This is a genomic window from Myxococcus dinghuensis (genome assembly GCF_024198235.1).
Lineage (GTDB): Bacteria > Myxococcota > Myxococcia > Myxococcales > Myxococcaceae > Myxococcus > Myxococcus dinghuensis.
Map to the genome: position 1 here is coordinate 349,433 of NZ_JAKCFB010000004.1, position 13,239 is coordinate 362,671.

A 13,239-nucleotide genomic window follows, 5' to 3' on the forward strand; every position below is an offset into this window, starting at 1 on the left:
TTCCATGAAGAAATGTCTCCTGCTGCTTCCCGTGTTGCTGGGCCTCGTGGCCTGTGGACACACCAACAGGGTCCCCACGACGAAGGAAATCCAGCGCAAGGCCCCTCCAGGGGCGCTCGTCCACATCATCGCGCGTGATCGGGTGAACCCCCAGCGGGCCACCCTCTACACGGTGGACGTGAGCCGCGACGAAATCGTGGCCCAGACGAACGACCCGGCGGAAATCGCGCAGGCCGAGGCGGAGAGCGGCTCCACCACCGCCCAGGCGTCCGGACACCACGCCAGCGCCACCTCCGGACAATTCCCCGGCGGACAGACGGTGGGCACGCTGACCATCCAGACCACCTGCGAGCCCAAGAACGAGCGGGAGGGCTGCCAGAACGTGGCGAACCTCACCAACGGCGACCCGCACGGGACGTCGGGCGGTGGCGGTGACCCCACGGGCCACGAGGAGTTCGTGAGGCGCATCCGTCGGCTGGCCTCGCTGGTGTACTGGTCCACGCTGGAGGTCCAGATTCCCACGGCGACCAACGCGGCGATGCGTGGGGACGCCGCCCGCCAGTAGGCGAGCCTGCGTGAGTGCCCGGGCCCGGGTGTCGCGATGGCCGCGACGCTCGGGCCCGAGGTGTCTCAGGGCGAGGGCTTGTCCGCGTCGTCGGGGGTGGCGAGCCCGGAGAGTGTCTCCACGTACCGGGCGGCCACCCGCAGGAAGCGGGCGCCCCGGACCCCCGTGAGGTACTGGCGCTTCATGGCGCGGGTGGCGCCCACGTAGAACATCGCGCGGCGGATGCGCTCGTTCTCCCGCGCGTTGCGCTCGCGGGCCCCGGCCATCCACTGCTCCACCGTGTCCAGCGCGTCCAGGCCGGCGAAGAAGACGATGGGGCACTCGTGCCCCTTGCAGGAGAACACCGTGGTGGCGCGCACGTGGTCCACGCCGCTGACGCGGAAGTCCGTCACGTCCCGGCCACCCTTGCCGCCGTAGGCCTGCGCGGGCACGCCGGCGCGGTCCAGCGCCTGCGTGTACTGCGAGGGCATGACGGGGGCCACCACGAGGATGTCGCCGGGGTGCACGCCCTCCTCGCGGATGAGGCGGGCCACCTCCTTCGCCACCTGTCGGGCCTCGCTGGCGCCGGAGGCGAAGCCGCGCACCTGGGGCAACACGCCGCCGCGCTCCGTGGACTGGACGCGGTAGAGCCCCTCCAGCGTCTCCTCGGGCAGCCACAGGAGTCCCTCGCGCGCCAGCTCCCCGGCCTTCATGTACTCGCGCATGCCGGGCTCCGTGGCGCCATGGACGCGCAGCGGGTCCAGCACCACGTTGAAGGCCACGTCGAGGATGTCGCGCGTGGCGCGGAACGTCTCCTTCAGGATGCGGGTGCGCCCCCGGAAGGACAGCCCCTCCGGCAGTTGCTCCTTCAGCGAGTCGATGGGCACCTGGCCATAGACGTTCTGCGAGTCGTCCATGAAGAGCTGGAGGCAGCGCACCTCCTTCCCGTCCGACGCGAGGTGCGGCCGCACCAGCCCGTGGAGCATGGCCAGCGCGCGGGCGTCCATGTCCTGCGCCTCGTCGACGAAGACGGCGTCGAAGCTGCCGGGCTCCACCCGCCGCAACGCGCCCACGTGCTTCACGGTGACGCGCGCGCGCAGGGGCCGGACCTGGAGCGTCCCCGCGCGTTGCGCGAGCGCCTCCACCAGAAGCTTCTCCACCAGCGGGGCCAGCGCCCGGTTGAAGAAGGACACGAGCACCTGGGTGTCCTCGTGCTCCAGCAGATAGCGCGCCACCCAGTGCGCCAGCACGAACGTCTTCCCGCTGCCCGCCACGCCGCGCACCAGGTGGTGGCCGTCGTCGAAGCGCCGCTCGAAGAGGGACACCTGCTCCTGGGTGAAGAGCGGGCGCGCCGGGCGGGCGCTCTCGATTTCACCGCCGAGCGTGGCCGGCGCGGCGGGCGGGGGCGGCGGCGGCGCGGGCGGCTGCTTGGGAACCGGCAACGGCTCCAGGCGCGGCGGAGAGCCGGGCTGCACGCGCAGGCGGGGCAGCAGCGACAGGAAGCGCTGGGGGATGGTGGCGCCCCGGGCCTCGTCGCGCGACGCCAGCACCAGCAGGTAGTCGCGCGCGCGGCTGGCGGCCACGTTGAGCATGGGCACCAGCGTGTGGGGCGGGAAGGGTCTCCCGCCGGCCACCGTGTCGACGAGCACGACGTCGTACTGCGTGCCCTGCTGCCGGTGGATGGTGGAGGCGCTGAAGACGTCGCCGCGCAGCCCCGCGGACGAGCCCAGCCGACGCAGGAGCGCGGCCTGCGCGCGGTAGGGCGTGACACACAGCACGCTGAGCCCGGAGCGCACCGCCTCGCGCGCCAGGGACACGGCCAGCTCCGCGGACAGCTCGCGCTGGTAGCCCGAGCCCGTCTCCCCCCGCCCATGGGTGAGCCGGCGCGCGTCGCGGCTCAGGCCGTCGAGCACCACCCAGCCGGCGCGCGAGGACGCGAAGGCCGCCACGGGCGCGGGCTTCTGCGCGCGGGCCTTGACGACCTCGCCGTCCTCCAGCGCGCCGCCGTAGCAGAAGTGGCTCACCACGCGCGCGATGTCCGGGTGCATGCGGTGCTGGGTGCGCAAGAGCAGGACGTCCGGGCGCGCGGAGGCCTTCACCGCGTCCTCCAGATGCGACAGGCCGCTGGCGCGCAGCCACTTCTGCGTGTTCCGTCCCGCGCCCTCCGCGGCGCGGCTCACCGGGCCGATCTGCTTGGGGTCGCCGGCGAGCGTCACGCGCTCGGCCAGTGGCGCCAGGAGCGCGGTCGCCGCGCGCGTCACCATGCCGGCCTCGTCCACCACGAGCCGCGCGAAGGTCTGCTTGCCCTCCAGCTCCGACACGAGGCGCAGGGCCCGGTGCACGGTGAGCACCATCAGCGGACAGTCGCCCTTCTCCGCCTCCTTGAGCGTGGGGTCCTTCATCTTCCCGCGCAGGCCACGAAGCTCCGCCTGGAGCTTCGCCAGCTCGTGCGCGGGGCCCCCCCGGACACGCTGGAGGTACAGCTCCCGCTCGCGCTCCTCGATGGACGCGCGCAGCTTGCCGCCCTGGGTGTCCTCCAGCATGACGGTGGGCAGCTTCGCCAACGCGTCGCTCGCGCCCGTGCCGCCCCGGAAGATGCTCCGGCCCAGCGGACGCAGGGGGATGGGCGCGCGCTCCAGCAGGGCGCTGACGCGCATCACCAGCTCGTCCGCGGCCCGGTTGGTGGGCGCCACCGCGAGGATGCGCTCGCCGGGGTACGCGCGCAGGGCGCGGGCGATGAGGTCGGCGACCGCCGTCGTCTTGCCCGTGCCGGGAGGCCCCCAGATACAGCCCCACGGCTGGGCCCACAGCCGGTCCGCGGGGAGCAGCTCCGCGTCCTGGGCGCGCGCGACGACGGACGGAGGCTCTCCACAGGCGCGGTCCATGGCCACCGCGAGCGCGGGCTGACGCTCCTCGTAGGCCGAGGCCGCCGCGCACAGCGCCTCCGCGAAGTCGTAGGGCCGGTAGCACCAACGCTCGGCGGACAGGGCGCGGCGGTCCACGTCGTCGCCGTGCTCAGGGGCGGCGAAGACGCGCCCGGACTCGAAGTCGAGGTGGACGACGTCGCCGCCGAAGACACACTCCTCGCCGAGGAACCCCAGCAGCGAGCCACCGGACCAGTCCGGGTCCGCCGCGGGGACGGGCACGAGGGAGAGCACCCCGGGGCCCTGGAGGCTGACCTGGCGCACGTCCTGGAGCAGCTTCGCGCGGTACTGGCTGCGCTCGGCCAGCAGCGCGTCGCGCAGGTCCTCCGGCAGGTACGCGGGCGGGGTCCAGGCCTCGCGCCGCTTGCCGGTCGCCACGGCCGCCTGCATGACCTCGCGCTGCGACGCCGTGACGTCCGAGGTCGCGGCCACATCCCTCGCCGGGGCCTCGTCGCTCGACGGCGCCGCCCCCCGCGCCACCGCCGCGCGCGCGGGCCCCGAGGCCTTCCCCCCCGCTCGGGCCAGCGCCAGCAGCGGATTGGGCGAGCGCGGGATGTCGTCCGAGGTGTCCCGGGGCGGCAGGTCCTGCTCGGCCTCGGGCGCCGGGCGGACACTCGCGGGGGGTGCGGAGGGAGGGGCGTCGTCGTACTCGACGTGAAGCTCGCGGACGGAGGCGCCCTCCGGGGGCGGAGCGCGCCCATCGGAGACCTCGTTGTGCGTCCGGTGCGTCATGGCGGCGAGCCCGGGTCCCTTCGGTCCCTCGCCGGGCGCGGGGGCGCGAAGGTAGGGGACGCATGGATCCACGTCAATGCGCGCCCGGAGTGAGCCGACCGACAGGACCCGACACACCGGGGACGCCCGCCCTGTCGCCTTCCCACCGGGAAGGTAGGTGTCCAACCCCGGCCCGGTGTACACCGGGGCTCCGCCCTGTTTGCTTCGGGCGGCACGGGGTGTTTAGGAGTGACGCCCCCAGCAGCCCGCCCCACCGTCATGGCCCCTCAGACCCGCTACGCCCATCCCTTCCTTCCCATCACCCGCGCCGACATGCAGGCCCGGGGCTGGGAGCAGTGCGACATCATCATCGTGACGGGCGACGCGTACGTGGACCACCCGGCCTTCGGGCCGGTCCTCATCGCGCGCTTCCTGGAGGGACGGGGGTTCAAGGTGGGGCTCATCCCCCAGCCTGACTGGCACTCGGCCGAGCCCTTCAAGGCGCTGGGGCCGCCGCGCCTGTTCTTCGGGGTCGCCGCGGGCAACCTCGACTCGATGCTCAACCGGCTGACGGCGCAGAAGAAGAACCGCTCCGAGGACCAGTACAGCCCCGGGGGCCGCACCAACTGCCGGCCGGACCGCGCCACCATCGTCTACGCCCAGCGCTGCCGCGAGGCGTACCCCGAGGTGCCCATCATCCTGGGCGGCATCGAGGCGAGCCTGCGGCGCATCGCCCACTACGACTACTGGAGCGACAAGATCCGCCGCTCCATCCTCTTCGACTCCAAGGCCGACCTGCTCGTCTTCGGCATGGGCGAGCGCCCCATCATGGAGGTCTCCGACCGCATGCGCCGGGGCGAGCGCATCGAGGACATCCGCGACGTGCGCGGCACCGCGTACCTCATCAACGACGAGCAGATGCGCGCGCACGAGGCCGACCCGGCCCGCCGCGCCGTGGACCGCAAGACGGTGGTGCTCCCCTCCTACGAGGCCGTCGTCGCCGACAAGCAGGCCTTCGCGGTGATGAGCCGCGACTTCCAGATGGAGACCAACCCGGGCAACGCGCGCGCGCTCGCGCAGCGCCACGGCAACCGCGCCATCTTCATGAATCCCCCCGCCCTCCCGCTCGAGGACGGCGTGGGAGACCCGGCCAACGAGGGCCGGTCCGTGGCGATGGACGAGCTGTACGACCTGCCCTTCAACCGCGTCCCCCACCCCCTCTACAAGGACGAGGGCATCCCCGCGTACGAGACGGTGAAGCACTCCATCGTCCTCATGCGCGGCTGCTTCGGCGGTTGCACCTTCTGCTCCATCACCGAGCACGAGGGCCGCGTCATCCAGAGCCGCTCCGCGGAGAGTGTCCTGCGCGAGGTGCGCGCGCTGCGCCGCATGGGCGACTTCCGGGGCACCATCACCGACCTGGGTGGCCCCACCGCCAACATGTACAAGCTCAAGTGCAAGAGCGAGGACATCGAGAAGCGGTGCCGCAAGCTGTCCTGCGTCCACCCCGGCGTCTGCGAGAACCTCCAGACGGACCACGGGCCGCTCATCGGCCTGATGAAGGAGGTGCGCAAGGAAGAGGGCGTCAAGCACGTCTTCATCGCCAGCGGCGTGCGGTACGACCTGGCGGAGCGCTCGCCGGAGTACGTGAAGGAGCTGGCCGCGCACCACGTCGGCGGACAGTTGTCGGTGGCGCCGGAGCACGTGTCTCCGCGCGTGCTGGAGAAGATGAAGAAGCCCGGCATCGAGAGCTTCGAGCGCTTCCAGCAGATGTTCGCGTGCGCCAGCGAGGAGGCGGGCAAGGAGCAGTACGACATCCCCTACTTCATCAGCGGCCACCCCGGCTCCACGCTGGAGGACATGGTGGACCTGGCCCTCTGGCTGAAACAGAACGGCAAGCGCCCCCGTCAGGTGCAGGACTTCATCCCCACGCCCATGGCCATGGCCACCGCCATGTACTACTCGGGCATGGACCCGCTGAAGATGGAGCCCGTCTACACGGCGCAGGGCCTGCGCGAGAAGCGGCTCCAGAAGGCGCTGCTGCTCTACTGGAACCCCGAGCACTGGCCCCTGGCGCGCGAGGCGCTGAAGCTCGCGGGTCGCGCGGACCTCATCGGCCGTGGCCCGCATGCGCTGGTGCCCGCGGAGACCCCCGCGGAGGCCGCGCGTCGCCAGCGCACCGACCGCGAGGACGATGACGCCCCGCGCGAGACGCGCCCCGCCACCTCCAAGCCCCCACAGGGTGGGTTCCGGGGCCCGGGTCGTCCTGGCGCGCGGCGGCCGAACCCCTCCGGCACCCGCTCCCGCTGAAGCCCAGCCTGGGCGTGAATAAATCGCGGGGACTTTCGTCGGGGGGCACCATGCTCCCCATCATCGCCCTGTGGCTGTTGACGAGCGCGCCCACCACCGCCCGCCCGCCCGTGCCGTCGCGAACGCCTCCATCCCAAGTCGTGGAGGTCGAGGCTCCCAAGCCAGTCGTGCTCCCCAGGCCCGAGTGCGTCGACTCCAACGGGCGAACCGTGTGCGGCTTCCAATGCAAGACGTTCGGCCCGCACACGGCCTGCGCGCAGACCCCCTACGGCGTCTGTCAGGTCCTCGTGGGCCGCGTCTATTGCTGGGACCCGCCGCGCGTGGCCATCTTCCACCCACCTGGGGCCGTGTTCATCCGCCCCGAGTGCAAGGAGGTCCGGGGCAAGGTGACCTGCGGCTTCAACTGCCGCATCTACAATGGCGAGGTGCGCTGCAACAACACGCAGTACGGCGTGTGTGTGAGCCACTTCAACGAGCTCGTCTGCTGGGACCCACCGGAGAGTGTCATCCACGAGCTGGGAGGGAACACCCCCCGTCCGGAGTGCCTCGATGCCTCCCAGGCCATCGGCTGTGGCTATCACTGCAAGGCCCTGCGGACACAGGTGAGCTGCGCCAGCACCCCCAACGGCCGCTGCGAGCAGAACAACGACCGGCTCACCTGCTTCGACCCGCCCGTCCTGCTGCACTGCGACCACAGCGGGCCGCCCCTCCCCCCTCCCTGACCGCCGGAGAGCACCGCTCCCGAGCGTCCACGCGAAGGGCGCGCTACCCGCCGGGGGTGGCACGCTCGGCCTTCGTCGACCGATGTGCCGGGTTGGAACGTGCCACCGCCCCGTGAGTCGAGCCCGCTGGCGACGACCCCACGAGACCGGCGAGCGCAAGGTCCCCGGATGAAGCGGCCCTCCCGTCGGGTGTGGCCAGACACGCACGACGAGGAACCCGAGCACGCGGGGGACCCCGCTCGCCCGTCCGCTCGCTTCCCGGCGCGCGGCGCTCGCATCGTGAGAACTCCAACGGGTCTCCCGTGCGTGGCGACAGCGCGCGACGGAGACAATCTCGTGGGCCCGGGTGTGGCACCATGTCGACACACCGGACCTGGGAGCCGTGCTCGAAGCACTTCGTCCCGCTCGCGCCCGGTGGTCCGTCATGCGCAGGCCCTCTCCGCTCCATCCGCCGTCCATCACAAGCGTCGTAGGCGCCGTGGTGTGCCTCTGGGTCGGCCTCGCTTGCACACGCGCGCCGCCGCCAGCGCTGAGCCACGAGGCCTACGTGTGGCAGCGCGACTGGAGCCCGGAGCTGACGCGGACGTTGCCCCAAGCCCCCGTGGAGCTGACCGCGCTGCGCGTGCTCGCGAGGGAGCGCTCCGGCGCGGCGCGCACGCCCGTGGACGTCGCGGTGGACGTCGGGGCGCTGGCGCGCTCGGGCCGCGAGGTGGTCGCCGTCATGCGCGTGGAGGGCACCGCGCCCCTGGACGGCGTCTCCCTCCAGGAGGTCACCACCCTCGCCCGGCGCTGGCGCGACAGCGGCGTGCGCGTCCGCGGCGTGGAGCTGGACCACGACTGCGCGACGCCCTCCCTGCCGGCCTATGCGGACTGGCTCGCGCGCGAGAAGGCCTCGCTCGGGGACCTGACGCTCTCCATCACCGCCCTGCCCACCTGGGCCTCCTCCCCCGCTTTGGAGCGACTGACCGCCCTCCCCGACGACCTCGTCGTCCAGGTCCACGCGGTGCGCGCCCCCACGCTCTTCACGCCCGAGGAGGCGCGCGGCTTCGTCGAGGCCTGGGCGAAGGCCTCGCGGCGCCCCTTCCGGGTGGCCCTGCCGACCTACCGGGTGACGCTGCGCGAGGGGACGCGGCTGACGGCCGAGCCCCGCGAGGTGGCCCGGTTCCTTGCCCTGCTGCGCGAGCACCCCGTCCCCGGCATCACGGGCATCGTCTGGTTCCGCCTGGGCCACCCCGGTGACCCGGATTCGTGGAGCGTCCAGACGCTGGCCACGGTGCTGCGCGGTGAGTCCCTGGCGCCGCGACTCACCTCCCGGCTGGTGGACGCGGGGGGCGGTGCGTTGGACGTCGTCATCGAGAACACGGGCGGCGTGGACGCTCCGGCGCCCGCGCGCCTCACCCTGAATGGAAACCTCGAGGTCCTCGACGGCGTGGGCGGCTACGCCCCGCGGGGGAGCTCACTCGTGGCGCCCAGGCCTCCCCACCTGCGCGCCGGCGAGCGACGTGTCATCGGCTTCGTGCGGGGAACCGAGGTGTCTCTTGTGGCTCCGTAGCCTGTCCGCGTCCCTGGTCATCCTCCTGCTGTCGTTGGCTCCCACGCGCTCCGCGGACGCGTGCGGCCCCGACTTCCCGGCGAGCCGCGTGAGCGAACGCGTGGGAACCCTGGCCGAGATGCCGGACGGGTCCTTCTTCCTGGAGGCCACGCGACTGGTCCCCAAGCCCGCCGACACCTTCGTCGTCGCGGAAGGCCTGGAGCCGGAGGGCGCGCGCACGGGCGGGGGCGAGCGCGAGACGGCGCTGTACGCCGCGGGCGCGAAGGCGTTCGAGCGCGGGGACGCGATGCAGGCGCGAGCGCGCTTCCTCGAGCTGCTCTCGCTCCCCGCCGAGCAGCGGCGGCGCTTCTCCACCTTCGCGGCGTACATGCTGGGGCGCAACGCCGGCGCGGGCCTCGAGCAGGACGCACCCGACGGCTTCTCCCGGACGCGCGAGCTGGCGCGTCAAGGCTTCGATGACCCGCTGGGCCTCGCCGTGGCGAGCCTCGGGGAGGAGGCCCGCCTGCTGCTCGCGAAGGGCGACGACCTGGGCGCCATCCGGCTGTACGCGGAGCAGGCGGCGCATGGCAGCACCTCCGGCCAGGTGTCGCTGCTCATCGTCGCGCGGGCGCTGGCCCGGGACGAGGCCCGTCTCCGGGCGGTGCTCGTGGACCCCTTGGGTCAGCGCCTGATGACCACCTTCCTGTGGACGCGCGGGCAGGAATGGTACTGGCACGAATCCCCCGCGGAAGGGGGCGCGGCGCGCGCGCTGGAGCTGCTCGCGACGTGGGACACGCTCGCGGGCGCGGACAGGCTCGCGGCGGCGGCGTGGCGCGCGGGACGCTTCGACCTGGCGGAGCGCTTCGCCCAACAGGAGCAGACCCCGCTCTCGGCCTGGGTGAAGGCGAAGCTGGCGCTGCGCAAGGGAGACCGCGCCTCGGCGGAGGTGCTGTTGGCCCAGGCCGCGAAGGGGCTCCCGGAGGCGGAGGACTGGCGCATCGACGCGTCGCGCGAGCCCCTGCGGCCCCTCGGGCGGGTGGAGGCGGAGCGCGGCCTGCTCGCGCTGGTCCGAGCGGACTACGCGGGCGCGGCGGAGCACATGCTGGCGAGCTGCAGCTGGCCGGACCTGGCCTACGTGGCCGAGCGCGTGCTGACCGCGAGCGAGCTGACGACGTTCATCGCGGCCCATCCTCCCGCGGAGAAGGACCGGTGCGAGCCCGAGCTTCGCTGGATGCGGTACGGCAACGAGGTGGTGCGCGACGACGGCACCCCGGACGAGGAAGCCCAGGTGGCCTGGGAGGAGGAGCGGAACATCAAGGTCGTGGGCATGAATCCCCGCCTCCGCCTGCTGCTGGCGCGTCGGCTGTTGCGCGACGGTCAGGAAGCCCAATCCCTGGAGTACTTCCGGGGGACGGCGTGGGAGGAGGAGGCGCGGCTCTACGTCGGCTCGCTGGAGCAGTCCCGACGCGCCGAGGACCCGGTGGACAAGGCCCGGGCGCTCTACACCGCGTCACGCGTCGCCCGCCGGCACGGCATGGAGCTGCTGGGGACGGAGGTCGCGCCGGACTGGGCCTGGCTGTCCGGCTTCTATGACTTCAGCGACTACGAGGCCTGGGGCAGCGACGAGGAGCGGCTGCGCGAGGAGCTGTCCCCCGGGGCGTTCGCCGCGCGGGAGGCGGTGGGGAGCCCGCCGCTGCTCGCGGTCGCGGAGCAGCGGCGCGTCGCCGGACATGCGCCGCCCCATGCCATGCGCTACCACTACCGCGCCACGGCGGCGGACCTGGCGCAGCGGGGCGCGGCCCTGCTGCCTCCCCGCAGCCATGCCTACGCGATGATGCTCTGCCACGCGGCGCGCTACATCTGGAACACCGACCCGGACCACGGGCAGCGCCTGTACCAGCTCTACGTCCGGACGGGCGCGGCCATCGCCGACGAGCCCTGGAGCTTCGGACATGAGTGCCCCGAGCCGAACTTCGACCGCGTCCAGGAGCAGCTCCGGGCCCAGCGCTCCTGGCGGGGCCTGCCCATGCACGTGCGCATCGCGTGGGTGGGCAGCGGCCTCCTGCTGCCGGGGCTCGCGGCCATCCTGCTGTACCGCAAGCGCAAGTCCGCGCGGGGCTGACCCCGCCCTCACCGACGGCGGAGGATGGCGCGCGCCGGGGCGCCGTCCCCCTTCTCCAGTCGCAACGGCAGGCAGACGAGGTCGTACGTCCCCGGCTCGATGGCGGACAGGTCCAGCCCCTCGATGATGACGATTCCCGCGCGCAGCAGCGTCTGGTGCGTGGGAGCGCCCGCCTCCGGACTGCCGATGGAGAGATAGTCGATGCCCACCGTCCGCACGCGCCGCTCCGCGAGGTAGCGCGCGCCCTCGACCGACAGGCAGACGAAGTCGGGCCGGAACGGCGCGCTCGCCCAATGGCGCGACGAGTTCGCCGTCTTGAAGAGGAGGCGCTCTCCGGCCTGGACGTCCGCGCGCCGCAGCGCCTCCACCGAGATGGCGCGCGCGTCCTGGATGGCGAGGACGCGCGCCACGCCGACGGTGGCCTCGAGCGGCAGCGCGTCCACCCCCACGCCCTCCGGGATGAAGTGGATGGGGGCGTCCACGTGGGTCCCCGAGTGCGCGCCCAGCGAGAGGTGCGAGACGTTGGCCGCGTCACCGCGCGCCATGTCCTGGGCCCGCGTCACCCGTATCTCCGGATTGTCCGGCCAATGCAGCATGCCGTCGCGCAGCGGCACGGAGACGTCCACCCACCCGTGCCCTCCTTCGCGCATCTCAGCCCCCGTCGCAGCGGTCTCCATGTCGCTTCATCGTGCGCATGGCTCGCGACGAGGCCCGCCTTCTCGTCCGGGCGACGGAGGACAAGGCGTGCGCTCGCTTCCAGTCCCGCTGAACCCGGAAGTGGCGCGCTGGCCAGGACACCCAGGTGGCTTTCCTCTACCTGGTCGCTCGGTTAGGGTGCGCCGCCTTTCATTCCCCCACGGTTCACGCGGAGCTTTGAAGACCATGGCCAGGACCTCGCAGGAGCAGACCCAGGAGCGCCACGCGTTCCTGCTCACCCTCTTCCGCCAGCAGCCGGACATCAGCAGCAAGGAGGCGCTGGACGCCTTCAAGACGAAGTTCGGCTCCACCATCAACCTGAAGACCTTCAACCAACTGCGCGCCGAGGCCGAGGAGGCCGCCGCGGCCACCGCTCCCGCCGAGGAGCCCGAGGTCGAGGTGGAGAGCGCCCCCGAGCCCGTCGTCGATGACGCGGCCGCCCAGCTCAAGGCCGCCGCCTCTCCCGAGGCGCTCAACGGTGGCGGCGCCGCCCCCGCGAAGAAGCCGAAGGTCAAGGGCAACGGCCCGAAGAACATCTTCGTCGACGCGCCGAAGGAGCACCTGACGTTCCTCGAGGGCATCGTCCAGCAGCTCCAGGAGGCGGGCGCCGGGAACGTGCGCATCGACCACTCCACGGACCGCTGGATGGTCCTCGTGGTGGACGCGAAGTAGTCCCCGCGCGCCCGGGCCCCACGACGTGGCCTGGGCGCGTCAGCCGCGCAGCAACGCCAGCGCGCGCTGGAAGTCCTCGGGCAGGGGCGCCTCGACGCGCACCTGCCCCTCGGCCACGAGCGCCGGCAGCTCCAGCCGCGCCGCGTGGAGCGCCTGTCGCCCCAGCGCCCTCGCCGCGGGATGCTCGCGCGCGGGCCCGGTGCCGTAGAGCGAGTCCCCCAGCACGGGGAAGCCCGCCTCCGAGAGCTGCACGCGAATCTGGTGCGTGCGCCCCGTGTCCAGGTCCACCTCCAACAACGCCACGTCGCCCCACCGCTCGAGCACCTCGAAGGAGAGCGCGGCCCGGCGCGCCGAGGGCACGCGCGTGGTGAAGCGACGCGGGTCCGCCGGGTCGCGCGCATAGGGCCCCTCCAACCGCCCACTCGCGGGCGGCCCGCCCAACACGAGCGTCCGGTAGCGCTTGTCCACGCGCTTCTCCTGGAACGCGCGCAGCAGCGCCGCGGCGGCCACGTCCGTGCGGGCGAAGGCGAGGCAGCCGCTCGTCTCGCGGTCCAACCGGTGCACCACGCCCGGGAGCATCTGCCCCTCCACGTCGAAGGGCGGTCGCTGCGCGGCGAGCAGGTCCACCACGGAGGCGGCGCGGCCCTCCGGCTCCACCACGAGCCCCGCGGGCTTGTCCACGATGACCAGCGCCGCGTCGTCATGGAGGATGGTGAGCGCCGGTCCCGTGACGGCGGGCCGCTGCGCCTCGCGCGGCGCGGGCCGGTCGATGTCGATGTCCTCGCCGCCCCACAGCTTGCGCGTGGGCTGGCACTTCTTGCCACGGATGCGGACGGCCCCCGCGTCGATGAGCGCCCGCGCGCGCTCCAGGGAGAGCCCCGGCACGTGCTTGGAGAGGAAACGATCCAACCGCTCGCCAGCGGCCTCGCGGGGGACGGACACCGTCTGCTGCGCCATGGCCCTACCCGTCCCCCATGCGAAGCGCCGAGTCAATCGGCTGGAGACAT

9 protein-coding genes are annotated in these 13,239 nt (G+C 72.9%); 6 read left to right on the top strand and 3 right to left on the bottom strand.

Features of this window, described 5'->3' with window-relative positions; genetic code table 11:
* Positions 1-4 precede the first annotated feature (4 nt).
* Positions 5-565, top strand: coding sequence for a hypothetical protein (locus tag LZ198_RS08385; protein ID WP_253971360.1), 561 nt, complete (start codon positions 5-7; stop codon positions 563-565).
* A 65-nt stretch (positions 566-630) separates the two neighbouring features.
* Here the strand turns inward: LZ198_RS08385 and LZ198_RS08390 are convergent, their stop codons facing one another.
* Positions 631-4,200, bottom strand: a complete 3,570-nt coding sequence (locus LZ198_RS08390; RefSeq protein ID WP_253971361.1) for an AAA family ATPase — start codon at positions 4,198-4,200, stop codon at positions 631-633.
* A 258-nt stretch (positions 4,201-4,458) separates the two neighbouring features.
* Here LZ198_RS08390 and LZ198_RS08395 point away from each other — a divergent pair, with 258 nt between their 5' ends.
* From LZ198_RS08395 to LZ198_RS08410, 4 genes are all read left to right on the top strand, one after another.
* Positions 4,459-6,489: a YgiQ family radical SAM protein gene (locus LZ198_RS08395; RefSeq protein WP_253971362.1), complete on the top strand. Its 2,031-nt coding sequence runs from the start codon at positions 4,459-4,461 to the stop codon at positions 6,487-6,489.
* Positions 6,490-6,539: 50 nt separating this feature from the next.
* A complete protein-coding gene (locus LZ198_RS08400) occupies positions 6,540-7,211 on the top strand; it encodes a hypothetical protein (protein WP_253971363.1) in 672 nt (223 codons plus the stop codon).
* Between the two features lie 547 nt (positions 7,212-7,758).
* Complete coding sequence (locus LZ198_RS08405) at positions 7,759-8,763, top strand: DUF3142 domain-containing protein (protein WP_253971364.1); 1,005 nt, start codon at positions 7,759-7,761, stop codon at positions 8,761-8,763.
* A complete protein-coding gene (locus LZ198_RS08410; RefSeq protein ID WP_253971365.1) occupies positions 8,750-10,864 on the top strand; it encodes a hypothetical protein in 2,115 nt (704 codons plus the stop codon). The genes LZ198_RS08405 and LZ198_RS08410 overlap by 14 nt, the downstream gene beginning before the upstream one ends.
* Before the next feature lie 8 nt (positions 10,865-10,872).
* On the opposite strand, the gene LZ198_RS08415 is transcribed toward LZ198_RS08410, so the two are convergent.
* Positions 10,873-11,541, bottom strand: coding sequence for a cyclase family protein (locus LZ198_RS08415; protein ID WP_253971366.1), 669 nt, complete (start codon positions 11,539-11,541; stop codon positions 10,873-10,875).
* A gap of 205 nt (positions 11,542-11,746) precedes the next feature.
* Between LZ198_RS08415 and LZ198_RS08420 the strand changes: the two genes are divergently transcribed.
* On the top strand, positions 11,747-12,232 hold the full coding sequence (locus tag LZ198_RS08420; protein ID WP_253971367.1) for a hypothetical protein: 486 nt from the start codon (positions 11,747-11,749) through the stop codon (positions 12,230-12,232).
* 39 nt (positions 12,233-12,271) lie between these two features.
* Here the strand turns inward: LZ198_RS08420 and LZ198_RS08425 are convergent, their stop codons facing one another.
* Positions 12,272-13,189: an RluA family pseudouridine synthase gene (locus LZ198_RS08425; RefSeq protein ID WP_253971368.1), complete on the bottom strand. Its 918-nt coding sequence runs from the start codon at positions 13,187-13,189 to the stop codon at positions 12,272-12,274.
* Positions 13,190-13,239: the final 50 nt, after the last annotated feature.